Here is a 25,211-nt window from a genome sequence, read left to right on the forward strand (position 1 = left end):
AAAGGGCGGCCCCGAGGGACCGCCCTTTTTTCGTAACCGGATGCGTGATCCGCCTCGGATTAGCGCGAGTAGAACTCGACCACCAGGTTCGGTTCCATCTGCACCGGGTAGGGCACTTCATCCAGCGTGGGAACGCGGCTGAAGGTGACCGAGTCGTTGCCTTCCTGGGCAACGTAATCGGGGATTTCACGCTCGGGCAGGCTCTGCGCTTCGATGATCAGGGCCATTTCCTTGGCCTTGTCACCCAGCGAGATCACGTCGCCCACGTCGCAGCGACGCGAGGCAATGTTGCATTTAACGCCATTCACCTTGATGTGGCCGTGCGAAACGATCTGGCGAGCCGCGAAGATCGTCGGCGCGAACTTGGCGCGGTACACGATCATGTCAAGACGACGCTCGAGCAGGCCGATCAGGTTCTGGCCGGTGTCACCCTTCATGCGGGTGGCATCCTTGTAGGTGGCGCGGAACTGCTTTTCAGTGACGTCGCCGTAGTAGCCCTTCAGCTTCTGCTTGGCGCGCAGCTGCAGACCGAAGTCCGACATCTTTCCCTTGCGGCGCTGGCCGTGCTGGCCGGGGCCGTAGGAACGCTTGTTCACCGGGGAATTGGGACGACCCCAGATGTTTTCGCCCATCCGGCGGTCGAGTTTGTGCTTGGCGCGCGTGCGCTTCGACATAAGTCACTTCCTTCATTTGCTGGACTGCCCCATCGGCAGCCATTCAACCCGGCATCGCACCGCCTGACCATTCGTCAGGCGCGGCCACCGCTTCACCGGGGTGCGGAGCCAATTTCAGCGAAGGCGCGCATTTAGCTGCGCAGGCGTGGAAGTCAAGTGTGCAGGAAGGCTTAGCAGCCGCCGAAAGCATCCTGTCGGCATTCTACTCCGCCCGAGGCGTTGCGGCCCGAGCGGATCATGTCGTCGCGCGTCCGGGCTTCCACCGCCGCCCACTCATCGCGGGTCATGCAGGTGCGGCTGCGGCGGGTGAGCGATCCGGTAATGCGCTCGGTACGGCAGACGACCTCCTGCCCGCGCGCTTTCTCCTCCTCGCTGCGCTCGTCTTCTGCGGGCTGCGAGGCCGCCGACTGGGTGGCGGTTGCATCCTGTTGTTGGCCGTCCTGCGCGAGAATGGGGGCGCCGATTACCAGTGCCGCGATTGCCGGGTAAATGCTGAATTTCATGCTGCTTTCTCCCCAAAGCGTTACGCAGGCTATCAGCCCCCGAGGAGCATGTCAGCAAGGAAGTTGAGCAATCAATCTTCGCGGGGCTTTCGCTCCAGTGAAGACAAAACGCCGCGCAAGGTGCGTACCTCGAGGTGGTTCCAGCCCGGCTTCGTCAGCACGCCCCGCAATGTGCGGCGCGTGGCATCGGCGCGCGCCTCCGGCAGGAAATAGCCCTTTGGCTCCAGCATCCGCTCCAGATGAGCGATCAGCCCTTCGAGTTCTTCCTGCGGGGCCGGGGGGAGCAGGTCTTCCTGCGTGGGCATCACCAGGTCGGCGTATTTCGAAAGTTCGTAAGCCATCAGGATCACGGCCTGAGCAAGGTTGAGCGAGCCGAATTCCGGGTTGATCGGCGCGGTAATGATGGTGCGGGCGAGCGCGACATCCTCGGTCTCGAGACCCGATCGCTCTGGCCCGTACAGGATCGCGCTGCGTCCGGCCTGCCGGGGAATGTCGCGCGCGGCTTCTTCAGGTGTTTGTACCGGCTTGGTGACGCCGCGCTTGCGCACGGTCGTGGCATAGACGTAGGCACAATCGGCCACCGCCTCTGCCGTGGTTTCGAAAACCTGCGCCTTCTCCAGCACGATATCCGCGCCCGCTGCCGCCGGGCCGGCGGAGGGGTTCGGCCAGCCATCGCGCGGGCTCACCAGCCGCATCTCGGTCAGCCCGAAATTGAGCATCGCCCGCGCAGCCTTGCCGATATTCTCGCCAAGTTGCGGGCGTACGAGAACGATGACCGGGCTATCGGTGTCAGCTTTCGCCATGGCCACCGGCCTGCTGCACGGTAGAGGCAAACTCTTCGAAATCGCGCGCCTCGGAGAAATCGCGATAGACCGATGCGAACCGAATGTAGGCGACCGAGTCCAACTGGCGCAGACCCTCCATCACCATTTCTCCGATGCGGGCCGAGGGGATCTCGCTGTCGCCCGCCGTCTCGACCTGCCGCTGGATGCCGGACACGAGTTGGTCGATACGCTCCTGCTCGATCCCGCGCTTGCGGCATGCGAGGGCGACCGACTGTTCGATCTTGGACCTGTCGAAGCTCTCGCGCCGGGGCGGGGTGCCTTCGCCGGTGGATTTCAGCACGGTTACGTCGCGCAGTTGCACCCGCTCGAACGTGGTAAAGCGCGCGCCACAGCCTTCGCACTGGCGACGGCGACGGATGGCCGTGTTGTCTTCGGTAGGGCGCGAATCCTTGACCTGGCTGTCTTCGTTCGCACAAAACGGGCAGCGCATAGTCTAGGGTCGAATCCGCTTGTAGATCATGTATCCCGCACCCGCGATCAGGCCCACCGGCCAAGTGACGACCGGCAGCAATCCGCCCGCCACCGCGCCGACGGCGGCACCAGTCAGCACGGGCTTGGAAGACGGGTGAGCCAATCCTTCCTTACCCATGGCCTTCACCTCGTCGACGGCGTCGGCAAGGATACGGTTGTCGATGGGCTTTTCAGGGTCGGTCATGGCTTACCTTTCGGAACTTACCTGCCGGGATAGACGGGGAATGCCGCGCACAGGTCGCCTACTTCGCGGCGCACCCGTTCCTCGACCTGCGCATCGCCTTCATCGCCGTTGCGGGCCATGCCGTCGATCACCTCGGCCATCAGCGCGCCGACCTTGCGGAATTCTGCCGGACCGAAACCGCGCGTCGTGCCGGCGGGCGTGCCGAGCCGCACGCCGCTGGTAACGAAGGGTGAGCGCGGTTCGAAGGGAATGGCGTTCTTGTTGCAGGTCATCAGGGCGCGGTCGAGGCCCTTTTCGGCTGCCTTGCCCGTCACGTCCTTCGGCGTGAGATCGGCCAGCATCAGGTGGTTGTCCGTACCGCCGGAAACGATGGATATGCCAGCTTCGGAAAGGCTGGATGCCAGCGCCTTCGCATTCTCCGCGACGGCCTGCGCATAGAGACGGAACTCGGGGCGCAGCGCCTCTCCGAAGGCCACCGCCTTGCCGGCGATGGTGTGCATCAGCGGGCCGCCCTGCATGCCGGGGAAGACCGCCATGTTGATCGGCTTGGTCAGTTCCTCGTCGTTCCACAGGATGATGCCGGAACGGGGCCCGCGAAGGCTCTTGTGCGTCGTGCTGGTGACGACGTGTGCATGCGGAAACGGCGAGGGATGCTGGCCGCCCACGACAAGGCCGGAGAAGTGCGAGATGTCCGCCAGCAGGTATGCGCCCACCTCGTCGGCGATCTTGCGGAATTCGGCAAAGTCCCAGGTGCGCGGGTAGGCCGTGCCGCCCGAGATGATCAGCTTGGGCTTGTGTTCGTGCGCAAGGCGGCGAACCTCTTCCATGTCGATGCGGCAGTCGTCCTTTCGTACGCCGTAGGGCACCACGTTGAACCACTTGCCGCTCATGTTGACGGGCGAGCCGTGGGTCAGGTGTCCGCCGCTGGCGAGGTCCAGCCCCATGAAGGTATCGCCAGGCTGAAGCAGGGCGAGGAACACCGCCTGGTTCATCTGGCTGCCCGAATTGGGCTGCACGTTGGCATAGTTGCAGCCGAACAGCTGCTTCGCGCGCTCGATGGCGAGGGTTTCCACCTCGTCGGCAAACTCGCAGCCGCCGTAGTAGCGCTTGCCGGGATACCCTTCCGCATACTTGTTGGTGAAGACCGAACCACAAGCCTCCAGCACCGCGGGGCTGGCGATGTTCTCGCTCGCGATCAGCTCGATCCCGTCGCGCTGGCGACCCAGCTCGCGCCCAATGATGGCGGCGACATCGGGATCGGCGGCTTCCAGGTCGTCGCTCCAGAAGCGGTTGAGCCAGGTGGCGGAAGGGGCGGTTTGGGTTGCGGTGGTCATGTCAGATCTTTCAGGACGGATTGGACAGCTTGTCGATGCGGCGCTGGTGCCGACCGCCTTCAAACTCCGTTTGCAGAAATGTCTCAATACAGGCTTTCGCCATATCCGGCCCGATCAGGCGGGCGCCCATGGCGATGACGTTGGCATCGTTATGCTCGCGGCAGAGCCGGGCGGAGACCGGCTCCGATACCAGCGCGCAACGTACGGCAGCGTTGCGGTTGACGGCCATCGAAATGCCGATACCCGATCCGCAAAGCGCAATCCCGCGCTCCACTGTGCCTTCCGCGACGACGCCTGCGAGCAGGTAGCCGAAGTCCGGATAGTCCACCGACTCGGCGGTATCTGGTCCAAGATCGGCGACTTCGTGGCCCAGTTCGATGAGCCATTCGCGCAAGTCGGCCTTCAGGTCGAGCGCGGCGTGATCGGAAGCGATGGCAATCTTCATGGGCGCCCACATAGTCGGCAGCGGCAATTTTCGCTACCCGAAAAGGCCCCCAGAAAGCCTTTCTCCCCGACAAGCGAGGCTGTATCGCTTCTCGTTGACCGAAACCGCCGCTGGTGTCCGGGCCGGACTAGGTGCCTGCTTGCTGCAACCGCGCGAAAGCGGCCCTGATCGATTCGACGGAATAGGGCTTGGCTACCGTTTCCACCTCGGCAAGATCGGAAGGCAGCGGCTCTACCCCGTATCCGGTCGCGAAGACGACATCGACGCCCTTTTCCCGCAACTTGCGCGCAAGCGGATAGCTCTCCCGCCCGTGCAGGTTTACGTCCAGCACGGCGGCATCGAACTCGTGCGCGTCGGCCAAGGACAGCCCTTCGTCGAGCGAGGACGCAAACTGCGTATCGGCGCCTTCCGCGATCATCATGTCCTCCAGCGCAAAACCGATCACCGGCTCGTCTTCCACCAGCAGGAATTTGCGTCCGGCGATGCTCATATCGCTTCCTCCATCAGCTTTGCCGTTATCGTGCAGACGAGACCCTCGGGCCGGAAGTCTATCTTGACCTCGCCCTGATCGGCGGAGAACCCGCGTGAAATGAGCCGGGTCCCGAACCCGCGCCGGGCAGGTTCCTCGACCGGTGGTCCGCCGCTCTCCTTCCAGACGAGGCGGAGGCGGGGTTCGCTTTCGCTCATGTTCAGATCCCACTCGACCGAAACCGAGCCGGCGTCGGTGGAAAGGGCGCCGTACTTGATGGCGTTGGTGCAAAGCTCGTGCACGATCATCGCCAGCGAGACAGAGGTCTGTGGGGGAAGGGTGAGCGGCGAGCCGCTGATGTCGAAGCGCTCGATCAGGTCCCCTGCTGTCGCCTCAGCCGATCCGGTGACGATATCGTGAATTGAGGCAGAGCCCCAACTCGTTTGCGTGAGCAGGTTGTGCGCGGCGGCAAGCGCCTGCAGTCGGCCATTGAAAATGGTTCTCGCTTCGTCGGACCCCTCGACCGTGCCGAACGACTGGCCAGCCAGCCCCTGCACGACGGCGAGCGTGTTCTTCACCCGGTGGTTCAGTTCGTTGATCAGCAGGCGTTGACGCTCTTCGAACTCGACTTCCTCGGTAATGTCATAGCCCTGTATCATGATGCCGGTGACGGCGTCGTCCTTGTCGAAGATCGGCTGAAAGATGAAATCGAGGAAGCGTTTCGACGCCCCTTCGCCTTTTTCCTTCTCCAGCAATACCATTTCCCGCCTGCCGACATAGGGTTCCCCGGTTTCCCGCACGGAGTTCAAGATATCGACGAAGCCCTGGTCAACAATCTCGGGCAAAGCCTCGCGAACGGGCATGCCGAGAATGTCGCTACGCCCGACGAGATCGAGATAGGCCTCGTTGGTCATGCGGAAGCGGTGTTCCGGTCCCTCCAGCACGGCGACGAAACCGGGCGCCTGCTCGAACAGTTCTGTCATCCGGCGCGATTCTTCCTGCAGGTCGCGGTTGCGCGCTTCCACGGCGTCGGCGCGGCGAACTACGCCCATTTCATCACGCAGCCGCCGCAGGTTGTGCAACTCAGTAACGTCGACGGTGTGCTGGAGGATGTATTTCACCTTGCCGTTGTCACCCAGCAGCGGCGTGTGCGTCGCACTCCAGAAGCGCACGTCGAGACCGCCGTCGGGACGGGCAATATCATAGCGAATGAGCGCGATTTCATCGACTTCGCCAGTATCCAGAACGCGCCGCAGCGACCTGTTCAATTGCCGGAAACTCTCGGTGTCAGGATCGCTCGGGAAGGCGTCGAACATCTTGCGCCCGATGATGTCCTCGCGCTGGCGCATGGTGACGCGCAGATACGCCTCGTTCATCCAGACGAGGTGGAGTTCCGTATCCATGATGACATAGGGGTTGGGCGACAGGCCCAACAATGCCTCGAAATCAATAGGCAACGATTATGCTCACGCTGATTTTTCCACCTCGCTCCGGTATCATCAGCGCTCTGCAGACAACCAAGTTCCCGCGACTTTCAACAAGTCGCGAGTGTGACAAATCAATCACATGATTTTTCGGACCCACTTCCATAGCGCGTCGACTTCCTGCGCGGCCTTGCCGCTTGCGTCGATCTCGCTGGCGACTTCGCCTTTGGAGGACGAATGGTGAAAGTCTGCGCGCTCGCCGAAGGTGACGGGGCATGCCTGCAACCCCAGCTTTTCCGCCGCCTCCTGCGCCCCTGCGACCATCTTCGTCGCGCGGGCCGGCACACCGTTGAATACGACGAAGGCTGGCTTGCCGGTGAATGTCACCATGTCGGCAATGCCTTCCAGCGCATGGAGGTCGAACGCGCGCGGGCGCGTGGGAATGAGGACGAGGTCGGCCGCTTTCACCGCTTCGCGCATCGCGGCCTCTGCATGGGGCGGGGTGTCGATCACCACCAGGTCCAGCCCTTCGCGCCCGGCATTCTCGATAGTGCGGGCAAGCCGTGCGGGCGGACTGGTGACGACGGCGGGCAGGAAATCGCCGCGCCAGTCTCCCCAGGCGGCGGCCGTGGCCTGCGGATCGGTATCGATCACGCACGACGGCATCTTCTTCTGCACCGCGATGGTCGCCAGGTGCAGGGCGAGCGTGGTCTTGCCCGAGCCGCCTTTCTGGCTGACGACAGCGATGACCTTGGGAGGGGTTTCTGGCACGAAAAGAGCGCTCCTGTTTACTGAACCGGCACTCCTCTCCTCCGCTGCGATTATGTCAGGAGTTGGTTTGGGCGTCCATCACTTGATTGCTGCATTGCACCATTTTCCGGGCTCCATCCCGTCGAGGCTCCAATCGCCGATCGACCAGCGCACAAGGCGCAGGGTGGGATGGCCCACGGCGGCTGTCATGCGGCGCACCTGGCGGTTGCGGCCTTCGCTGATAGTCAGGCGCAGCCAGGTATCGGCCACGGTCTTGCGGAACCGTACCGGCGGATCGCGCGGCCACAGGTGCGGGTCTGCAATCACCTCTGCGAGGGCAGGGCGGGTGAGGCCGTCCTTGAGTTCAACGCCGTTGCGCAGTTTCGTGAGGGAGACCTCGTCCGGTTCGCCTTCGACCTGGACGAGATAGGTCTTGGGAAGCTTGAACTTCGGATCGGCAATGCGTGCCTGCAATTTTCCGTCGTCGGTGAGCAGGAGCAGGCCCTCGCTGTCGCGGTCCAAGCGCCCGGCGGGATAGACGCCTGGCACGTCGATGAAGTCCGACAATGTGGCACGCGAAGTCGGGCTGCCGCGGTCGGTGAATTGCGACAGCACGTTCATCGGCTTGTTGAAGAGAATGAGGCGCGGCATGGTCGCCTATTCGCTGCTGATTTTCTCCGCATCGGCGCGAAGCTGTTCCATCAAACTCGGCATTTCAGCAAGGTATTCCTGCATGTAGGCTTGGTTTGCTTGGGCAAAGGCAGGATGGCCGTTCACCTCCGACATGCCTAAAAGGAAGCCGTGGCCTTCCGGCGTCATGATGAAGCTGTGCAAGCCCCGCAGTTCTTCTGCGGTGAACTGGTCAGCATAGGCGATCACCATGCTTTCCATGATTGGATCTATGTGATCGGCCAGCACTTTCATGGCTGTCTCGCGAACGCGGGCCACATGGCGGTCGAATACGACTGCCATCTGCGGATTGTCTCCGACATTGGGCAAAGACGCGCGCATCTGAGTAAGTAACTGATTGATCACTTCATCGAACATGCCCATCCGCGTTTCGGGCGGATAGCCATTGTCGATAATCTCGCGCGCCAGCTGTAATTCGACGGAACTTGCCTCTGCCGGAGTCGCGTCCTGTGCTTGCACGACTGAGGGCACACCGAGGGACATTGCCACAGCGGCAATTGCAGAGACGAATTTCATGGCAAACCCTTCGGTGAACGGCGACTTTACTGATCGAGGAATGAGCGCATCTTGCGGCTGCGGCTCGGGTGCTTGAGCTTGCGCAGCGCCTTCGCCTCGATCTGGCGGATACGTTCGCGGGTAACCGAGAACTGCTGCCCGACTTCCTCTAGCGTGTGATCGGTGTTCATGCCGATGCCGAAGCGCATGCGCAATACGCGCTCCTCACGCGGTGTGAGCGACGCCAGCACGCGGGTGACGGTTTCCTTGAGGTTCGCCTGGATCGCCGCATCCACCGGAATGATGGCGTTCTTGTCCTCGATGAAATCGCCCAGGTGCGAATCCTCCTCGTCGCCGATGGGCGTCTCGAGGCTGATCGGCTCCTTAGCGATCTTCATCACCTTGCGCACCTTTTCCAGCGGCATGGAAAGGCGTTCGGCCATTTCCTCCGGCGTCGGTTCGCGGCCCTGCTCGTGCAGGAACTGGCGACTGGTGCGCACCAGCTTGTTGATCGTCTCGATCATGTGGACCGGGATGCGGATCGTGCGCGCCTGGTCCGCGATGGAGCGGGTGATCGCCTGCCGGATCCACCACGTGGCGTAAGTGCTGAACTTGTAGCCGCGGCGGTATTCGAACTTGTCGACCGCCTTCATCAGGCCGATGTTGCCTTCCTGGATCAGATCTAGGAATTGCAGGCCGCGGTTGGTGTATTTCTTGGCGATGGAGATCACCAGACGCAGGTTCGCCTCGACCATTTCCTTCTTGGCAATACGCGCCTCGCGTTCGCCCTTCTGCACCATGTTCACGATGCGGCGGAACTCGTCGAGGCTCATGCCCGTCTGGCTGGCGATGTCGGCGATTTCCGCGCGGATACGCTCAACCGCTTCGGCTTCCTTCTCGGCGAAGGCGGCCCATTTCTTGTCCTTCTTCGACTTGTCGGCCAGCCAGTTCTCGTCCAGCTCGTTGCCGACGTAGCTGTTGAGGAAGTCGATACGCTTCACCTTGTGCCGTTCGGCAAGGCGCAGCATCTGGCCGCCGAGCGCGGTCAGACGACGGTTGAAGGCGTAGAGGTTGTCGACCAGGTATTCGATCTTCGTGGCGTGGAACTGCACGGACTCGACTTCGGCGGTCAGCTCCTCACGCAGGGATTCGTACTTGTTTTCCTTGGCCTTGGGGAATTCCTCCCCGCGACCCAGCACCTCGACCCGCTCCGCCTGGAGCTTCTCGAACTTCTTGAACAGGTCGGTGATGCGGGCGAACCGCTCCAGTGCGTCGGGCTTCAGCGCGGCTTCCATCTGGGCGAGGGACATGGTGTTGTCCTCCTCGTCCTCTTCCTCGCGCTTGCGGGAGGAGCCTTCGCCGTCCTCGTCGTCGCCGTCCGCATCTTCCTCGTCGTCCATATCGTCATCATCGTCACGGATGGAGGGGCCGGCGGTTTCCTCGGAGATTTCTCCGTCGTTATCGTCCTCGCCCTGCTCCATCTTGTCGACGGGCGGTTCCTTCGAAAGCATGGCGTCGAGATCGAGGATCTCGCGCAGCTGCATTTCCTCGGAATTGAGCGCTTCGGACCACGTGATGATGGCGTGGAACGTGATCGGGCTTTCGCACAGGCCCATAATCATGGTGTCGCGGCCTGCCTCGATACGCTTGGCGATGGCGATCTCGCCCTCGCGGCTGAGCAGTTCCACCGCGCCCATTTCGCGCAGGTACATGCGAACGGGATCGTCCGTGCGGCCTTCGCCGGCGGTGGACTTCTTCTTTTCCGGAACGTTCTGCTTGTTGTTGTCGGAGGCCTGCGATTCAGAACCGGTCGGCGCGATTTCCTCAGGGCCGTCGTCGTCCTCGTCCTCGGCTTCCTCGGCATTCTCGACGATCTGCACGCCCATGTCCGAAAGGGCGGACTGGATATCCTCGATCTGGTCGGAGCTCATCTCGCCCGAAGGCAGCGCCTCGTTCAGCTCATCATAGGTGATGTAGCCCTTGCGCTTCGCCTTCGCGATCATCTTCTTGATCGATGCCTCGTTGAGGTCGATCAGCGGAGCATCGTCGTTCTGCTTGTTCTTGGCCTTGGACGCCATAGGGGTTGTCAATCCGTTTCCTGTTCGGCCGCCGTAGTTTCGCTGGCGGCTACATCGTCTTTGTCCAGCGCCTCCGAAGCGGCGCGTTTTCTTGCCATTTGCCCGAGTCGCGAATCGATTTCCAGCTTTCGTTTGCGCAAGCGTTGCTGCTCCGCAAACGCGCCTTCGGGGTCTGTATCGAAGCGACGCGTGGCCTCTGCAATAGCCGCTTCGAGTGCGGGCCTTTCGACCAGCAGGGCAACGGCTTCGGCCAGATCCTCTCGCGCCTCGTCCGGATCGTGGCCTTCCATCAGGAAGGAAAATCTGGTGTTATCCGGTGCAGGCGGCAGGTTGTCTTGGCCAGATATGGGCGAATTTGCGCTCGCTTCAAGCTCTTGGGCGTGATCGAGAAGAAAATTCACAGCATGCGCCAATTTCGCATCACCCCTGGACAGACCCAGCAGGGCATCGGCGTGGCGATGGATCTCACCCGGATGCCGCGCCAGCCCGTTAAGGACGGCGGCGGTGAGCATGTCGCGAAAGGCTCCGGTCGTGGCCTTGCGCAGGCGCTGCGCGACGTCGGGCGGGGTGCGCTGGGGCGCGTTGCGATCGAACGGACGATTGCCTCGGAAGCCGCTCTTTTGGAAATCGCCCCGTTTCTGGAACTCTCGAGGCGGATAGGCAAAAGCACCGTATCGCTCCAGCAGTTCGCGGCGGTAGAGCGAGCGGATATCGGGGTGCTGGATGGCCTCTGTATGCTCGATCAGGCGCGCTTTTAGCCCGGCCTTGTCCTCGGGAGAGGCGAGGGGGGACGCGTCGCGCTCATGCTCCCAGACGAGGTCCAGCAGCGACTTCGGCTCCTCCAGCACTTTGTCCATGCCCTTGCGCCCGTCGCGCTTGATGAGGTCATCCGGGTCGAGGCCGGTCGGAAGCTGGACGACGCGTAGTGAGTGGCCGGGGCGTAGGAGGGGCAGGGCGCGTTCGGCAGCACGCATGGCGGCGCGGGTGCCCGCCTTGTCACCGTCGAAACACAGCACCGGCTTGTCCGCCATGCGCCAGAGCAGTTCGATCTGTTGTTCGGTGAGCGCCGTGCCCATCGGGGCGACGGCATCCTCGATCCCGGCAGCAGCGAGCGCGATCACGTCCATGTAGCCCTCGGCCACGATCACGCGCTCGGTCTTGCGTGAGGCGGCAGCGGCGCGGTGCAGGTTGTAGAGCGTGCGGCCCTTGTCGAACAAAGGCGTGTCCGGGCTGTTGAGATACTTCGCAACGCCTTCACGATCAGCCAAGATACGTCCACCGAACGCGATTACCCGTTCGCGCGCATCCTGGATGGGCAGCATCACGCGGCCCCGGAAGCGCGAGTAGGGCACCTTGTCCTCGACCTCGATCAGCAGCCCTGCCTCGATCAGCAGCCGCTCGTCGAACTTTTCCAGTGCCTTCTTGATCGCCTGCTTGTCGTCCGGCGCCCAGCCAAAGCCGAAGCGGCGGATCGTGTGTTCGTTCAGCCCCCGCCGTTCGAGATAGGCGCGCGCCTGTTGCCCGGCGGGCGATGCGAGTTGCGCCACAAACCAGTCCTGCGCCGCGGCCATCACGTCGTGCAGGGTTGCACGCTGTTCCGCCCGCTGCGCCGCGCGCGGATCGGGGGCGGGAACTTCCATACCGGCTTCGGAAGCGAGTTCCTTCACGGCATCCATGAACGGGAGGCCGTGCTGCTCCATCATCCAGTCGATCGCGCCGCCGTGCTGCTGGCAGCCGAAGCAGTGGTAGAAACCCTTCTGATCGTTGACGTAGAAGCTGGGCGTGTTCTCCGAATGGAACGGGCAGCAGGCTTTCCACTCCCGTCCGGCGCGCTGGAGCTTCACCGTCCGCTGGATAAGCGTGGACAGCGTGATCCTGCTTTTGAGTTCATCCAGCCATTGGGGAGAGAGCGCCATGGCCGCATCCTAACCGCGCAGGCGATTCGCCGCGAGAGGGGGCTGGGGATAGTTCCCTAGCTGAGCGATTCCTTCACCCAGCCGCTGGCCCGGCCCATGTCGAGCTGCGTGCCGTGGCGGGCCTTCAGTTCGCCCATCACCTTGCCCATGTCTTTCATGCCCTCGGCGCCCGTGTCCGCCTTGATCTGCTCGATCGCGGCTTTGGTTTCGGCTTCGCTCATCTGCTGCGGCAGGAATTCCTCGATCACGGCCAGCTCGCCCTTTTCCTGCTCGGCGAGTTCGGTGCGGCCGCCGTCCTCGTACATCTGGATCGATTCGCGGCGCTGCTTGGCCATCTTCTGCAAAACGTCGATCACCAGCGCATCGTCGTCGGCAACGTCGTCCTTGGTGCGCTGCTCGATATCGCGGTCCTTGATCTTGGCGGAGATCAGGCGCAGCGCGGCGGTGCGTTCCTTGTCCTTCGCCTTCATGGCGGTGACGGTTTCGGCCTTGATGGTGTCGCGGATCATGGTGCTCTCGTGTGCAAAAGATTGAAGTTTCGAGGCCCCATGTAGGGCCGGGAAAAATAAAGCCAAGCCTCGCGCTTGACGGGGGGCGGACTGGCCTATAGCGGCTGGGACTTAGCACACATTGTCGGTCCACTGATTCAACGGGAGCCACCCATGGCCTTTCTCGCCTCTTCGTCTGCGCCCAAGGGAGCAACGGGTGTTCTTGTTCTTGCCGACGGCACCATTGTGTGGGGCAAGGGCTTCGGCGCCACCGGCAGCGCGGTAGGCGAGGTCTGCTTCAACACCGCGATGACGGGCTACCAGGAAGTGATGACGGACCCGAGCTACGCGGCCCAGATCGTCACCTTCACCTTCCCCCACATCGGCAACGTCGGCACGAACGAGGAAGACTTCGAAAGCCGTGTCGAGGGCGCGGTGGGTTGCATCGTTCGCGAGGAAGTGACGCGCCAGTCCAATTTCCGCTCCGAAGCGGAATTCGTCGAATGGATGGCGAAGATGGGCAAGATTGGTCTTGCCGGCGTCGATACCCGCGCGCTGACCCGCCGCATCCGCCTGTCAGGCGCGCCCAACGCGGTGATCGCCCACGATCCCAAGTGCAATTTCGATCTCGACGCGCTGCTGCAACGCGCGCAGGAATGGCCCGGGCTGGAAGGCATGGACCTTGCCCAGCGCGTCAGCCGCGAGCACCAGGAGGACTGGGAAGGCGGCTACTGGCGGCTGGGCCACGGCTACGGCACGGCGGAGCGCGAGGGAAAACCCCACGTCGTCGCCATCGACTACGGCAGCAAGGACAACATCTTCCGCAACCTCGTGAAGGCGGGCGCGCGGGTCACGGTGGTTCCGGCGAAAACCTCGCTGGAGGATATCCTGGCACTGAAGCCCGACGGCGTGTTCCTTTCCAACGGCCCCGGCGACCCGGCGGCGACGGGCGAATATGCGGTGCCGGTGATCAAGGCGCTGCTGGAGGCGGACATGCCGCTGTTCGGCATCTGCCTCGGCCACCAGATGCTGGCGCTGGCAGCGGGCGCGAAGACGGTGAAGATGCACCAGGGCCACCGCGGCGCGAACCACCCGGTTCAGCGCGTGGGTGAAAGCTGGGGCGAAACCCGCGACCTCGTGGAAATCACCTCGATGAACCACGGCTTCGCAGTCGACGGCGACACCCTGCCCGCAGGCGTGGAGCAGACGCACGTCTCGCTGTTCGACGGCTCCAACTGCGGCATCGCGATCAGCGGCAAGCGGGCCTTCGGGGTGCAATACCACCCGGAAGCCTCGCCGGGACCGCAGGACAGCTTCTACCTGTTCGAAAAGTTCGTGGGGATGTTGGGGTGAGGACAGAACTCATCCCAGCCGATAAGGCCGTTCTGTCTTCATTGCGGGAAGGTGGAGACCATCCAGCAATCCCTAGAGAGATCAGAATCTGGATTTATGGCTCTCAAGACGACCTAAACAAAGTTGCAGACCGATTGGCTGATAACTGGGACGACACCATTCCCGAGAGGGATGGGGAGGAATGGTCCATTCTCGCGTCCAGAACTCAACCGACATCGGATGAAGCCATCATCGCGATGACGAACGAAATTGAAGCAGCACTGGAAGGCACAGCTGCCGACTACGATGGCTGGGAAACATCAATAGAGAAGCCGCAATAATGCCCAAACGCACTGACATCTCCTCCATCCTCGTCATTGGCGCCGGTCCGATCATCATCGGGCAGGCCTGCGAGTTCGACTATTCCGGCACCCAGGCGATCAAGGCGCTTAAGGAAGACGGCTACCGCGTCATCCTGGTCAATTCCAACCCGGCCACCATCATGACCGACCCGGAATTTGCCGACGCGACCTATGTCGAGCCGATCACGCCGGAAATCGTCGCCAAGATCATCGCCAAGGAAAAGCCCGATGCGGTGCTGCCGACGATGGGCGGGCAGACGGCGCTAAACTGCGCGCTGAAGCTGGAGGAGATGGGCGTCCTCAAGGAACACGGCGTGGAGATGATCGGGGCGAAGGCCGATGCCATCGACAAGGCCGAGAACCGCCAGCGCTTCCGCGAGGCGATGGACAAGATCGGCCTTGAAAGCGCGCGCAGCGGCGTGGCGCACACCATTGCCGAGGCTTACGAGGTGCTTGAGCGCACCGGCCTGCCGTCCATCATCCGTCCCAGCTTCACGCTGGGCGGCACCGGCGGCGGCGTGGCCTACAACAAGGCCGAGTTCGAGCGGATCGTGAAGAACGGCCTCGACGCCAGCCCCACGACAGAGGTGCTGATCGAGGAAAGCCTGCTCGGCTGGAAAGAATACGAAATGGAAGTCGTGCGCGACAAGCACGACAACGCCATCATCATCTGCGCCATCGAGAACGTCGATCCGATGGGCGTTCACACCGGCGACTCCATCACCGTCGCCCCAGCGCTGACGCTGACGGACAAGGAATACCAGATCATGCGCACCGCCAGCATCGAGGTGCTGCGCGAGATCGGCGTGGAGACGGGCGGCTCCAACGTGCAGTTCGCGGTCAATCCCGCAGACGGCCGCCTGATCGTGATCGAGATGAACCCGCGCGTCTCGCGCTCCTCTGCGCTCGCATCCAAGGCTACCGGCTTCCCCATCGCGCGCGTCGCGGCGAAGCTGGCCGTGGGCTACACGCTGGACGAGGTGACGAACGAGATCACCGGCGCAACGCCCGCAAGCTTCGAGCCGACCATCGACTACGTCGTCACCAAGATCCCGCGCTTCACCTTCGAGAAATTCAAGGGCGCGGACAACCATCTCTCGACTGCCATGAAATCGGTAGGCGAGGTCATGGCCATCGGCCGCAACTTCAAGGAATCGATGCAGAAGGCGCTGCGCGGCCTCGAGACCGGACTCGACGGCTTCAACCGCATGCCGGAGCTGGAAGGCAAGAGCCACGATTTCATCACCGCCGCGCTCAGCCAGGCAACACCGGATCGCATTCTCAACATCGCGCAGGCTTTCCGCGAAGGCTTCACCGTGGAGGAAGTGCAGGCGATCACTTTCTACGATCCGTGGTTCCTTCGCCATATCGAGGAGATCATCTACGAAGAGAAGATGATCGGGGCCGAGGGCCTGCCGAACACGGCAGACGAACTGCGCCGACTGAAAGCCATGGGCTTTTCCGACAAGCGGCTGGCCACGCTCGCTGTCCGCTCCGTGGGCGTGGCAGGCGGTCTCGGCGAGACGCAGGCCAAGCGTTCGGGCCTGCTGCACGATGCCCTGCGCGCCATGGCGGGTGCCACCAGCGAGGACGAGGTGCGCAAGCTGCGCCAGAAGCTGGGCGTGCTGCCGGTGTTCAAGCGCATCGACAGCTGCGCCGCCGAGTTCGAGGCGATCACGCCCTACATGTATTCGACCTACGAGGCTCCATCGTTCGGCGAGCCCGAGAACGAGGCCTGGCCGAGCGACCGCGAGAAGGTGGTGATTTTGGGCGGCGGTCCGAACCGCATCGGGCAGGGCATCGAGTTCGACTACTGCTGCGTCCACGCCTGTTTCGCGCTTTCCGAGGCGGGCTACGAGACCATCATGGTCAACTGCAACCCGGAAACGGTGTCCACCGACTACGACACCTCCGACCGTCTCTATTTCGAGCCGCTGACGGCAGAGGACGTGCTGGAAATCCTGCGCGTCGAGCATAGCAAGGGCAAGCTGAAAGGCGTGATCGTGCAGTTCGGCGGGCAGACCCCGCTGAAGCTGGCCGGACCGCTGGAGCAGGCGGGTATACCCATTCTCGGAACGAGTCCGGATGCCATCGACCTTGCCGAAGACCGCGAACGCTTCGCCAAGCTGGTCAACAAGCTGAAGCTGAAGCAGCCCGAAAACGGCATCGCCTATTCGGAGCAGGAGGCGCTCGCCGTGGCGCACCGCATCGGATACCCCGTGCTGCTGCGCCCCAGCTACGTGCTGGGCGGTCGCGCGATGGAGATCGTCGATTCCGACGCGCAGCTCATCAATTACATCAACACTGCCGTGGAAGTGTCGGGCGACAGCCCCGTACTGGTGGACCAGTACCTGCGCGATGCCATCGAATGCGATGTCGACGCGCTGTGCGACGGCACCGACGTGGTGATCGCAGGCGTCATGCAGCACATCGAGGAAGCCGGCGTGCACTCGGGCGATAGCGCCTGCTCGCTGCCGCCCTACAGCCTGCCGCAGGACATCATCGACGAGATGGAGCGCCAGGCCGACGCGCTCGCCCGCGCGCTGAAGGTTCGCGGCCTCATGAACGTGCAGTTCGCGGTGAAGGACGGCGAGGTCTACCTTATCGAGGTGAACCCGCGCGCCAGCCGCACGGTGCCCTTCGTCGCCAAGGCCAGCGGCTCCCAGATCGCCAAGATTGCCGCGCGCGTGATGGCGGGCGAGATGCTGGCGGACTTGCCGAAGATCAAGCGTGACCTCGACTACGTGGCCGTGAAGGAAGCCGTGTTCCCCTTCGCCCGCTTCCCCGGTTCGGACCCCGTGCTGACCCCGGAGATGAAGAGCACCGGCGAAGTGATGGGCATCGACCGCGATTTCGCCACCGCCTACGCCAAGGCGCAGATTGCCGAAGGCAGCAAGTTGCCCAAGGCGGGCACCCTGTTCGTTTCCGTGAAGGATAGCGACAAGGCCGCCATCGTCGGCCCGGTGAAGCAACTGGTGGATTTTGGCTTCGACGTGATCGCGACAGGCGGCACGGCGGACTACCTGAAGGAGCAGGGTCTTCCAGTGGAGCAGGTGAACAAGGTGGCGCAGGGCCGCCCGCACATCGTCGACAAGATCAGCGATGGCGAAGTGGCACTGGTGTTCAACACCACCGAAGGTTGGCAGAGCCACAAGGACAGTCAGTCCATCCGCGCATCGGCGCTGGAAATGAAGGTTCCCTACTACACCACCGCCGCTGCTTCGGCGGCCGCCGCCAACGCCATCGTATCCGTAAATGCAGACGAACTTGAAGTGCGTTCGCTGCAGGACTATTATGGGTAGCGACTAGACACTCATTTCTCCCCCATTCCGGCCTTTGCAGCCGCCCGGTAGGGCGGGGCGGGGCCGTTTTGACGGGAGCGGCCAAACGGCAAGACCAGAAAGCAGGGAATAGAATGCAGAAAGTGCCGATGCTGGCGGAAGGCTACGAAAAGCTGACCGCGGACCTGAAGGCATTGCGTGAGGAACGCCCCAAGATCGTCGATGCGATTGAGGAAGCGCGCGCGCATGGCGACCTTTCGGAAAACGCCGAATACCACGCCGCCAAGGAGCGGCAGGGCCAGGTGGAGGCCCAGATTGCCGAGTTGGAAGACAAGACCAGCCGCGCGCAGATCATCGATCCCGCCACGCTTTCGGGCGACAAGGTGGTGTTCGGTGCCACCGTCACCTTGCTGGACGAGGACGACAAGCCGGTGACCTACCAGATCGTGGGCCAGGCGGAGAGCGACGCCAAGCGCGGCCGCGTCTCCTACGAAAGCCCGCTCGCGCGCGCCCTGATCGGCAAAAGCGTGGGCGACGAGGTAGAAGTGACCGTGCCGAGCGGTGAGAAGTTCTACCTGATCGACAAGATCGAGTTCAAATAGGCTGCAACATAGCGCTGGATACGAAAAGCCCCGCATGATGCGGGGCTTTTTTGTATTCCGGCAATAGCGCGATCACTTGCCGGGCAGGTCCGGCTCCAGCAGCTTGTGCAGGTGGACGATCACGTACTTCATCTCGGCATCGTCCACGGTGCGCTGCGCCCAGCCGCGCCAGGCTTCCTCAGCGGTGGAATAGTCCGGGAAAAAGCCGACCACGTGGATATCCTTGAGGTCCTGGAATTCCGCGCCGCGCGGATCGACCACGCGGCCGCCGATGACCATGTGGAGAAGCTGCTGTTCGTGCTCTTCGGACATGCAAGGGGCCTTTCGGTAACGAGTGAAATGAAAAGTCCCCTCGGCTCTAGGCGATCAGCACCAGAGCGCAAGGGGACTTGTAACCCTTAAAGCTTGTGAACGTAGCTATCAGTGTCGGCGGAAGGCGCGAGCGATGCGCTTGCCCGTTTCGCGTCCTGCAATCCGCGCGGCATCGCCGGCACGGTCTGCCTGATAGTTGGCGTTACGACGGATTGAACGAGCGCGGTCGCCGATGGCGTCACCCATGTCTTCCGCGCGGCGTGCGCCCGAACGGCCCACGTCCTTCGCATCGTCCAGCAGTTCGCTGGCGAAGGCGGAGGCGATTTCGGCTCCGATGGCAGCGAGGCCAACGGCCTTGGTCCCACCACGAACGGCTGCGCGGCGCGGGCCCTTGAACATGCCCGCGACGAGGATGCCCAGAGCAAGACCACCGGCGGTGGCGGCAATCGGGTGTTCCTTCACGAAGCTGGTGAAAGCGTCACCCGCTTCGGATGCCTTGTCGGCAACCTTACGCGTGGTGGACTGTTCACGCTTGGCCTCTTCGCGCGCTTGTGCGGCAGCGATGCGGGCCTTGATTTCGGCACGTTTCGGATCGTTCATCGGGATGTCTCCGGGTAGTTGTTTGGTTCAATCAAATAATGAACGGGCATCTTCGGCCAATTGTTCCGCCTTATCAGCCGCCTGTTCCATCAAACCCTTCTCGTGAAAGAGGTTGTAGACGGCATCGGCCAAGCGGTCGCGAAAGATCCATCCTGCGAAGGCAGCGACGGCCACGGCAATTCCCGTGCCGACCTGAAGGCGGTGTTCGCTGGCGTAGTCTGCGGTGCTTTCAGCAATGTCTGCCGCGCCGTCCTTTGCGCGTCCTGCAATCCGGCCGCCGAGGCCCTTCTGCGCCATGTCGCCTTTCACGAAACCGAAATCGGCCTTTACCAGGCGCTTGGCGGCATTACGCAAAGCGCGATCCTGCTGAAGCTGGTGTTCGAGGTCAGCCATTATCTGCCTGCTCCTCTTTGTCTTTCATCGCACCCATCATCGAATTCCATGCCTGGCCAGCCTTTCGTACCAACAGGTAAGCGATAAGGAGGATGCCTAGGACGACCACGGCGGTCGCACCCCAGGCCGTGATGAGGGGCGTCAGCGCGATGATAAGGCCCACCGTCAGGCCAATCAGTGCAAGTACGGCGAGAAAAGCCGCGACTGCGCCGAATGCGATGGTCTTCTTCAGCCTGTCGGCAACGAAGCCGGCGCGGGTCTTCTGGTAGGACAGTTCTGCATCAAGGTAGATGCGGGCATCCTCGACCAGAGCTTCCAGATCGTCTGCAAGCGAGCGCGTACCCGCAGCATTATCTTCGGCCAAAGCCGGGTCATCCTGCGGGTACGGTGCGCCCGGCGTAGTCTCGCTGGCGTGCAGCGGGTCTACGCCGCTGTATTCATTCGTGGCTTGCACCGCGACTTAGCGGAACAGGCGCGCGAAGAGGAAGCCGACCAGCGCGGCGAGGCCGACCGCGGCAGCGGGGCTCTTGCGGATCGCTTCGCGCGATTCCTCGGCCAGTTCGTCCAGGCTCTTCTCATCCAGCTTGCGAGCATTATCCTGCAGCGACTTCGATGCATTGCGGGCATAATCGCCGTATTTCGGACCCAGCTTCTCGTCGAGCGAGGCGGCGTTTTCGTCGATCACGCGCGAAAGGCCGGTCATGGCTTCGCTGGCCTTGTGCTTGCCTTCATTTGCAAGGCTGCCAGCAGTGGACTTGGCTTCCGTCGACCAGTCCTTGCTGCCCGACTTCGCCTTCTCGCGGTAGGCACCGACGCGCGCCTTGGCTTCGTCGCCAAGAGCAGCGGCACCGGCCTTCGCTTCATCAAGCGCAGCGTTGAAGCGCGACTTGGCTTCGGCAGTGTTGGGGGAGGTGGTTTTGGAAGTGGTCGCTACCGTTTCGGGTTCTGCGGCAGGAGCCTTCGTCGTGGTTGCGGGTTTCTTGGCTGCCATTGTCGTTTCCCTTCCTGAGATCACTCGTTTGGTGTCCCTCGATGTATTATGGGGCTAAGACACCCCGGTTCAATAGTTCAACGCGTGTTGCAGTGCAAAGTTCCGGGCGATAGGAGGCGTGCGACCACGACCTTAGGAGCCCGTTTCCATGACCGCTATCATCGATATTCACGCCCGCGAAATTCTCGATTCCAGGGGCAATCCCACGGTGGAAGTGGATATCCTGCTGGAAGACGGCAGCTTCGGCCGCGCCGCCGTTCCCTCGGGTGCCTCAACCGGCGCGCACGAAGCGGTGGAGTTGCGCGATGGGGACAAGGATCGCTACTTCGGCAAGGGCGTTAAAAAGGCCGTGCAGGCGGTGAACGGCCCGATTTCCGAGCTCCTCGTCCTGGGCCCCGATGCGGAGAACCAGCGCGATATCGACATGGCCCTGATCGACCTCGACGGCACGGCCAACAAGGGCAAGCTGGGCGCGAACGCCATCCTGGGTGTCAGCATGGCCGTGGCCAAGGCGGCGGCGAACGCGCGCGGGCTTCCGCTGTGGGCCTACGTCGGCGGCGTTTCCTCCCACCTGCTGCCGGTGCCGATGATGAACATCGTGAACGGCGGCGAGCATGCCGACAACCCGATCGACGTGCAGGAATTCATGGTGATGCCGGTGGGCGCAGACTCGATTGCCGAGGCCGTGCGCTGGGGCAGCCAGATCTTCCATACCCTGAAGAAGGGCCTTTCCGAAAAGGGTCTGGCGACATCGGTGGGCGACGAGGGCGGCTTTGCGCCCAACCTTGCCAGCACCCGCGACGCGCTGGACTTCATCATGACCAGCATCGAGAAAGCGGGCTTCACGCCGGGTGACGACGTGGTGCTGGCGCTGGACTGCGCCTCCACCGAGTTCTTCCGCGACGGCAAGTACGAGATTTCGGGCGAAAAGCTCTCGCTGACGGGTGACGAAATGGCCGCCTATCTCGCCAAACTGTGCGAGGACTATCCGATCAAGTCGATCGAGGACGGCATGGCCGAAGACGATTTCGACGGCTGGAAAGCGCTGACCCAGATGATCGGCGACAAGGTGCAGCTGGTGGGTGACGACCTGTTCGTAACCAATCCGGAGCGCCTGAAGATGGGCATCGAGCAGGGCATGGCCAACTCGCTGCTGGTAAAGGTCAACCAGATCGGCACGCTCACCGAAACTCTGACTGCCGTGGACATGGCGCACCGCGCAGGCTTCACCTCGGTGATGAGCCACCGCTCGGGCGAGACCGAGGACGCCACGATCGCCGATCTCGCGGTTGCTACCAACTGCGGCCAGATCAAGACCGGCTCGCTCGCCCGTTCCGACAGGCTGGCGAAATACAACCAGCTCATCCGCATCGAGGAAGAACTGGGCGACAGCGCGAAATACGCCGGGCGCGGCTGCTTCGCTAAATTAGGGTAGGGCGCTTGAAGGCTGCACCTTCGCTACGCGCGGGGTGCAGCCTTGATGGACCTAGCCGTCGCTGTTCTTCGGGTGGAGCCAGTACTGCCACACGCCCCAGGCGTTAATCAGCAACAGGACGAAGTTCATCGCCGCGATCGGCATCGATCCGCCGGTCAGTCCTGAGACGATCCACGTAATCGAGACGACGCAGAACAACACGAAGCCCCAGGCCGTTGCGCGCCTGCCGAGGTCGAAAGCAATGAGTGATGCCGCGATCATCGTGCCGACGGCGGCGATCCATTCGAGTGGTCCATCCATGCGCGATTGAGCGCGCAAACCGCGATCCGGTTCCGTATGGACTGCACGAGACCAGTTCATGGCGCCTCCCGGCACCGCTCTGTCCGAGATCGGACCCTTGCCGTCCTGCTAATCGTCACACCGCAGTGTGATCGATCTTCGCTCCTACAAGGCGTTAGTCAATCGGAAAACCTGATCGTCGGAAAGGCCAATGCGGGCGAATTCCAGCAGCGATTCCAGTTGGTCGAGGTTGCGGGCACTCGCGATGGGGGCGGGAATGCCGGGCTGGCGGACGAGCCATGCAAGGGCGATGGCTGGAAGGCTGGCGCCGGTATCGGCGGAAATCTCGTCCATCACGGCGAGTACCGGAGGACCGCTTTCCGCGTAGTCCCTGACCCGGTGGGTGCGATTGCCTTGTTCGAAGTCCTCTGGCTTGCGGTACTTGCCGGTGAGGTAGCCCGCAGCAAGCCCGAAGAAGGGCAGCATCGCGATACCGCGCGAGGTGCACATCGCCTGCAGGTCCGGGCCGTAGGAATCCCGCGCCACCAGGTTGTATTCGTTCTGCAAGGCGGAGAAGGCCACCTTGCCCGCGGCGTCGGCATGGTCGAGAGCCTTGCCAAGCCGGTCGGCGTTGAAATTGGACGCGCCGAGCGCCCGCACCTTGCCGGTGTCGACCGCGCCATTGAAAGCATCGACGATCTCGCCGATCTCCAGCTCTTCGTAATCGCGGTGCGCGTAGTACAGGTCGACATAATCGGTCTGAAGCCTATCCAGCGAAGCATCGAGGTGGGCCAGCACTTCCTCTGGTTTGTAGAGGTCCGGATCGCCCATGGAACCGGGATTGCTTGGCTTTTTCTTGCTCAACATGCCGGTTTTCGTGTGGATGCGCATGTCGTCGCGCACGCCGCGAGAGGCCAGCCACTTGCCGAGGTAGGCTTCGGATTCGCCGCCCTCGTGTCCGTCGATCCAAGCCGAGTAGACGTCGGCAGTGTCGATCATCCGCCCACCGGCCTCGTAGAAGGCATCGAGCACGGCGAAACCTTCGTCGCCATCGGCAGTCCAACCGAACACGTTGCCGCCAAGTACCAGCGGCAGTCCGGCGATAAAGCCATGCGAAGTCATGCGAACTCCTCACGCAGTTCCAGTAGGCGGATCGCGGCCTGAGCCGCCTCGCCGCCCTTGTTCTTCTGCGCCGGGTCTGCGCGGACGAGGGCCTGCTCCTCGTTCTCGGTCGTCAGGATGCCGTTGCCGATAGCGATACCGTCCATCGTCAGCGCCATCAGCGCGCGGGCGCTTTCCCCGGCGACGATCTCGAAGTGATAGGTCTCCCCGCGGATCACCACGCCAATTGCGACGAAGCCATCGTACTGTCCACTCTCGGCAGCCATCGCGACGGCGCCGGGCACTTCCAGAGCGCCGGGCACGGTAAGGACGTCTGCATCATGCCCCGCATCCTTCAGCGCGGCTTTCGCGCCTTCGATCAGCATGTCGTTCAGGTGGCCGTAGAAGCGGGCTTCCACGATCAGAAAGCGGGCCATCAATCGTTCTCCTCGGTATCGATCGGACGCTCGCCTACGATGGAGAGGCCATATCCGTCCAGTCCGACCAGCGAATGGCTGGTGTTGGTGAGCAGCACCATGTCGCTAACGCCCAGTTCGGTAAGGATCTGCGCGCCAACGCCATAATCGCGCTGCTCCTCGGTAACGGGCGGCTGCTCGCGAGAGACCCTGTTCGCCAGCGTGCGCACCGCGCGCGAGGCGTAGTCGGGGTTGGGGCGGTTTATCAGAACGACCACGCCGGAGCCTTCCTCCGCAATGATCCGCATCGCGCCTTCAAGCAGACCGCTGCGCTGTGAATCGCGGGCGAACACGTCGTCGAAGATCGACAGGGCATGCATCCGCACTAGCGTGGGCTTCTCGCTGTCGATATGCCCTTTCACCAGCGCCAGCGTCTCGCCACGCGTGGCGGTGTTATAGAAACTGACCGCGCGCCAGTCGCCGCCCCAGTGGCTGGTAAAACGCTCTTCCTCACGCTTCTCGACGATGTGGTCGTGCTTGCGGCGATAGGCGATGAGGTCGCGGATAGTGCCGATCTTCATGCCGTGCTTGCGACCGAAACGGATCAGGTCTTCCAGCCGCGCCATCGAGCCGTCTTCGTTCATGATCTCGCAGATCACGCCGCTGGGATTGAGGCCCGCGAGGCGCGAAATGTCAACGGCCGCTTCGGTATGCCCGGCACGCACCAGCACGCCGCCTTCGCGGGCAATCAGCGGGAAGACGTGGCCGGGGGTGACGATATCGTCCGGTCCCTTGGATGAATCGATGGCGACAGAAACGGTCCGCGCCCGGTCTGCTGCGCTGATACCGGTGGTGACGCCCTCGCGCGCCTCGATGGCGACGGTGAAGGCGGTCTGCTGGCTCTCGCGATTGCGGTTGCTCATCATCTGCAGGCCCAATTCCTCGCCGCGGCGGCGGGTGAGGGAGAGGCAGATGAGGCCGCGTCCATGGGTCGCCATAAAGTTGATCGCATCGGGCGTGGCCATCTGTGCGGGGATGATGAGGTCGCCTTCGTTCTCGCGGTCCTCGTCATCGACCAGGATGTACATCCGGCCGTTGCGCGCTTCCTCTATAATCTCCTCGATGCCGACGAGGACGGGGGAATCGTCGTTCTCCGTCAGGAAGCGGTCGAGCTTGCCGAGGGTTTCGCTGGTTGGGTTCCAACCTTCCTCGTTGCAATCGCGCAGGGTGTTGGCATGAAGGCCGGCAGCGCGGGCAAGGCCGGCGCGGGTCATTTTTCCTTCCGCGATGATCTCGCGGACTCGGGCTATTATGATGTCGCTCATGCGCGGCATGTATCAC

The 25,211-nt window shown here is 62.7% G+C and carries 29 protein-coding genes; 5 read left to right on the top strand and 24 right to left on the bottom strand.

Annotated features, from left to right (window positions below):
* Positions 1-59: 59 nt before the first annotated feature.
* The 15 genes from rpsD to D4Q51_RS14355 form a co-directional block, all read right to left on the bottom strand.
* Positions 60-674, bottom strand: a complete 615-nt coding sequence (gene rpsD / locus D4Q51_RS14285; protein ID WP_120078490.1) for a 30S ribosomal protein S4 — start codon at positions 672-674, stop codon at positions 60-62.
* A 170-nt stretch (positions 675-844) separates the two neighbouring features.
* Positions 845-1,177, bottom strand: coding sequence for a hypothetical protein (locus tag D4Q51_RS14290; protein WP_120078491.1), 333 nt, complete (start codon positions 1,175-1,177; stop codon positions 845-847).
* Between the two features lie 71 nt (positions 1,178-1,248).
* Positions 1,249-1,980 carry an RNA methyltransferase gene (locus tag D4Q51_RS14295; protein ID WP_120078492.1) on the bottom strand — a complete coding sequence of 244 codons (732 nt, stop codon included), beginning with the start codon at positions 1,978-1,980 and terminating at the stop codon, positions 1,249-1,251.
* Complete coding sequence (gene nrdR, locus D4Q51_RS14300) at positions 1,967-2,452, bottom strand: transcriptional regulator NrdR (protein WP_120078493.1); 486 nt, start codon at positions 2,450-2,452, stop codon at positions 1,967-1,969. Before nrdR ends, D4Q51_RS14295 begins: the two co-directional genes overlap by 14 nt.
* 3 nt (positions 2,453-2,455) lie before the next feature.
* A complete protein-coding gene (locus D4Q51_RS14305) occupies positions 2,456-2,677 on the bottom strand; it encodes a hypothetical protein (protein WP_120078494.1) in 222 nt (73 codons plus the stop codon).
* 17 nt (positions 2,678-2,694) lie between these two features.
* Positions 2,695-4,011 carry a serine hydroxymethyltransferase gene (glyA, locus tag D4Q51_RS14310; RefSeq protein WP_120078495.1) on the bottom strand — a complete coding sequence of 439 codons (1,317 nt, stop codon included), beginning with the start codon at positions 4,009-4,011 and terminating at the stop codon, positions 2,695-2,697.
* Between the two features lie 10 nt (positions 4,012-4,021).
* Positions 4,022-4,456: a ribose 5-phosphate isomerase B gene (gene rpiB, locus D4Q51_RS14315; protein WP_120078779.1), complete on the bottom strand. Its 435-nt coding sequence runs from the start codon at positions 4,454-4,456 to the stop codon at positions 4,022-4,024.
* 127 nt (positions 4,457-4,583) lie between these two features.
* Positions 4,584-4,946 carry a response regulator gene (locus D4Q51_RS14320; RefSeq protein ID WP_120078496.1) on the bottom strand — a complete coding sequence of 121 codons (363 nt, stop codon included), beginning with the start codon at positions 4,944-4,946 and terminating at the stop codon, positions 4,584-4,586.
* Entirely contained in the window at positions 4,943-6,382 is a 1,440-nt protein-coding gene (locus D4Q51_RS14325; RefSeq protein ID WP_120078497.1) for a sensor histidine kinase, read from the bottom strand. Before D4Q51_RS14325 ends, D4Q51_RS14320 begins: the two co-directional genes overlap by 4 nt.
* Positions 6,383-6,487: 105 nt before the next feature.
* Positions 6,488-7,120, bottom strand: a complete 633-nt coding sequence (locus D4Q51_RS14330) for a ParA family protein (RefSeq protein ID WP_120078498.1) — start codon at positions 7,118-7,120, stop codon at positions 6,488-6,490.
* A 78-nt stretch (positions 7,121-7,198) separates the two neighbouring features.
* Positions 7,199-7,750 carry a pseudouridine synthase gene (locus tag D4Q51_RS14335; RefSeq protein WP_120078499.1) on the bottom strand — a complete coding sequence of 184 codons (552 nt, stop codon included), beginning with the start codon at positions 7,748-7,750 and terminating at the stop codon, positions 7,199-7,201.
* A gap of 6 nt (positions 7,751-7,756) precedes the next feature.
* Positions 7,757-8,305 carry a DUF2059 domain-containing protein gene (locus tag D4Q51_RS14340; protein WP_120078500.1) on the bottom strand — a complete coding sequence of 183 codons (549 nt, stop codon included), beginning with the start codon at positions 8,303-8,305 and terminating at the stop codon, positions 7,757-7,759.
* 26 nt (positions 8,306-8,331) lie between these two features.
* Positions 8,332-10,362 (bottom strand): RNA polymerase sigma factor RpoD, encoded by a 2,031-nt coding sequence (gene rpoD / locus D4Q51_RS14345; RefSeq protein ID WP_120078501.1) that lies wholly within the window; start codon positions 10,360-10,362, stop codon positions 8,332-8,334.
* An 8-nt stretch (positions 10,363-10,370) separates the two neighbouring features.
* A complete protein-coding gene (dnaG, locus tag D4Q51_RS14350; RefSeq protein WP_120078502.1) occupies positions 10,371-12,278 on the bottom strand; it encodes a DNA primase in 1,908 nt (635 codons plus the stop codon).
* A 56-nt stretch (positions 12,279-12,334) separates the two neighbouring features.
* Positions 12,335-12,787: a GatB/YqeY domain-containing protein gene (locus tag D4Q51_RS14355; RefSeq protein ID WP_120078503.1), complete on the bottom strand. Its 453-nt coding sequence runs from the start codon at positions 12,785-12,787 to the stop codon at positions 12,335-12,337.
* Between the two features lie 153 nt (positions 12,788-12,940).
* On the opposite strand from D4Q51_RS14355, the gene carA reads away from it, so the two are divergent.
* The 4 genes from carA (at position 12,941) to greA (ending at position 18,343) form a co-directional block, all read left to right on the top strand.
* Positions 12,941-14,119 carry a glutamine-hydrolyzing carbamoyl-phosphate synthase small subunit gene (carA, locus tag D4Q51_RS14360; protein WP_120078504.1) on the top strand — a complete coding sequence of 393 codons (1,179 nt, stop codon included), beginning with the start codon at positions 12,941-12,943 and terminating at the stop codon, positions 14,117-14,119.
* The gene (locus tag D4Q51_RS14365; RefSeq protein WP_162925346.1) at positions 14,116-14,439 is read left to right on the top strand and encodes a ribonuclease E inhibitor RraB; all 324 of its coding nucleotides are present in this window, start codon (positions 14,116-14,118) and stop codon (positions 14,437-14,439) included. The genes carA and D4Q51_RS14365 overlap by 4 nt, the downstream gene beginning before the upstream one ends.
* On the top strand, positions 14,439-17,762 hold the full coding sequence (gene carB / locus D4Q51_RS14370) for a carbamoyl-phosphate synthase large subunit (protein ID WP_120078506.1): 3,324 nt from the start codon (positions 14,439-14,441) through the stop codon (positions 17,760-17,762). The genes D4Q51_RS14365 and carB overlap by 1 nt, the downstream gene beginning before the upstream one ends.
* 113 nt (positions 17,763-17,875) lie before the next feature.
* Positions 17,876-18,343, top strand: coding sequence for a transcription elongation factor GreA (gene greA / locus D4Q51_RS14375; protein ID WP_120078507.1), 468 nt, complete (start codon positions 17,876-17,878; stop codon positions 18,341-18,343).
* A gap of 72 nt (positions 18,344-18,415) precedes the next feature.
* On the opposite strand, the gene D4Q51_RS14380 is transcribed toward greA, so the two are convergent.
* From D4Q51_RS14380 to D4Q51_RS14400, 5 genes are all read right to left on the bottom strand, one after another.
* Entirely contained in the window at positions 18,416-18,655 is a 240-nt protein-coding gene (locus D4Q51_RS14380; RefSeq protein ID WP_120078508.1) for a DUF4170 domain-containing protein, read from the bottom strand.
* Between the two features lie 108 nt (positions 18,656-18,763).
* Complete coding sequence (locus D4Q51_RS14385; RefSeq protein WP_120078509.1) at positions 18,764-19,255, bottom strand: hypothetical protein; 492 nt, start codon at positions 19,253-19,255, stop codon at positions 18,764-18,766.
* A gap of 27 nt (positions 19,256-19,282) precedes the next feature.
* Complete coding sequence (locus D4Q51_RS14390; protein WP_120078510.1) at positions 19,283-19,648, bottom strand: hypothetical protein; 366 nt, start codon at positions 19,646-19,648, stop codon at positions 19,283-19,285.
* A complete protein-coding gene (locus D4Q51_RS14395; RefSeq protein WP_120078511.1) occupies positions 19,641-20,102 on the bottom strand; it encodes a hypothetical protein in 462 nt (153 codons plus the stop codon). The genes D4Q51_RS14390 and D4Q51_RS14395 overlap by 8 nt, the downstream gene beginning before the upstream one ends.
* Positions 20,103-20,108: 6 nt before the next feature.
* A complete protein-coding gene (locus D4Q51_RS14400) occupies positions 20,109-20,639 on the bottom strand; it encodes a hypothetical protein (RefSeq protein WP_120078512.1) in 531 nt (176 codons plus the stop codon).
* Positions 20,640-20,787: 148 nt separating this feature from the next.
* Here D4Q51_RS14400 and eno point away from each other — a divergent pair, with 148 nt between their 5' ends.
* Positions 20,788-22,074, top strand: a complete 1,287-nt coding sequence (eno, locus tag D4Q51_RS14405; protein WP_120078513.1) for a phosphopyruvate hydratase — start codon at positions 20,788-20,790, stop codon at positions 22,072-22,074.
* 51 nt (positions 22,075-22,125) lie between these two features.
* Here eno and D4Q51_RS14410 read toward each other — a convergent pair whose 3' ends face one another.
* The 4 genes from D4Q51_RS14410 to ribB form a co-directional block, all read right to left on the bottom strand.
* Positions 22,126-22,374 (bottom strand): hypothetical protein, encoded by a 249-nt coding sequence (locus D4Q51_RS14410; RefSeq protein WP_120078514.1) that lies wholly within the window; start codon positions 22,372-22,374, stop codon positions 22,126-22,128.
* Positions 22,375-22,518: 144 nt separating this feature from the next.
* Positions 22,519-23,475 carry an aldo/keto reductase gene (locus D4Q51_RS14415; protein ID WP_120078515.1) on the bottom strand — a complete coding sequence of 319 codons (957 nt, stop codon included), beginning with the start codon at positions 23,473-23,475 and terminating at the stop codon, positions 22,519-22,521.
* The gene (gene ribH / locus D4Q51_RS14420) at positions 23,472-23,891 is read right to left on the bottom strand and encodes a 6,7-dimethyl-8-ribityllumazine synthase (RefSeq protein WP_120078516.1); all 420 of its coding nucleotides are present in this window, start codon (positions 23,889-23,891) and stop codon (positions 23,472-23,474) included. The genes D4Q51_RS14415 and ribH overlap by 4 nt, the downstream gene beginning before the upstream one ends.
* Positions 23,891-25,195: a 3,4-dihydroxy-2-butanone-4-phosphate synthase gene (gene ribB / locus D4Q51_RS14425; RefSeq protein WP_120078780.1), complete on the bottom strand. Its 1,305-nt coding sequence runs from the start codon at positions 25,193-25,195 to the stop codon at positions 23,891-23,893. Before ribB ends, ribH begins: the two co-directional genes overlap by 1 nt.
* Positions 25,196-25,211 lie beyond the last annotated feature (16 nt).

The organism is Aurantiacibacter odishensis, assembly GCF_003605195.1.
GTDB lineage: Bacteria > Pseudomonadota > Alphaproteobacteria > Sphingomonadales > Sphingomonadaceae > Alteraurantiacibacter > Alteraurantiacibacter odishensis.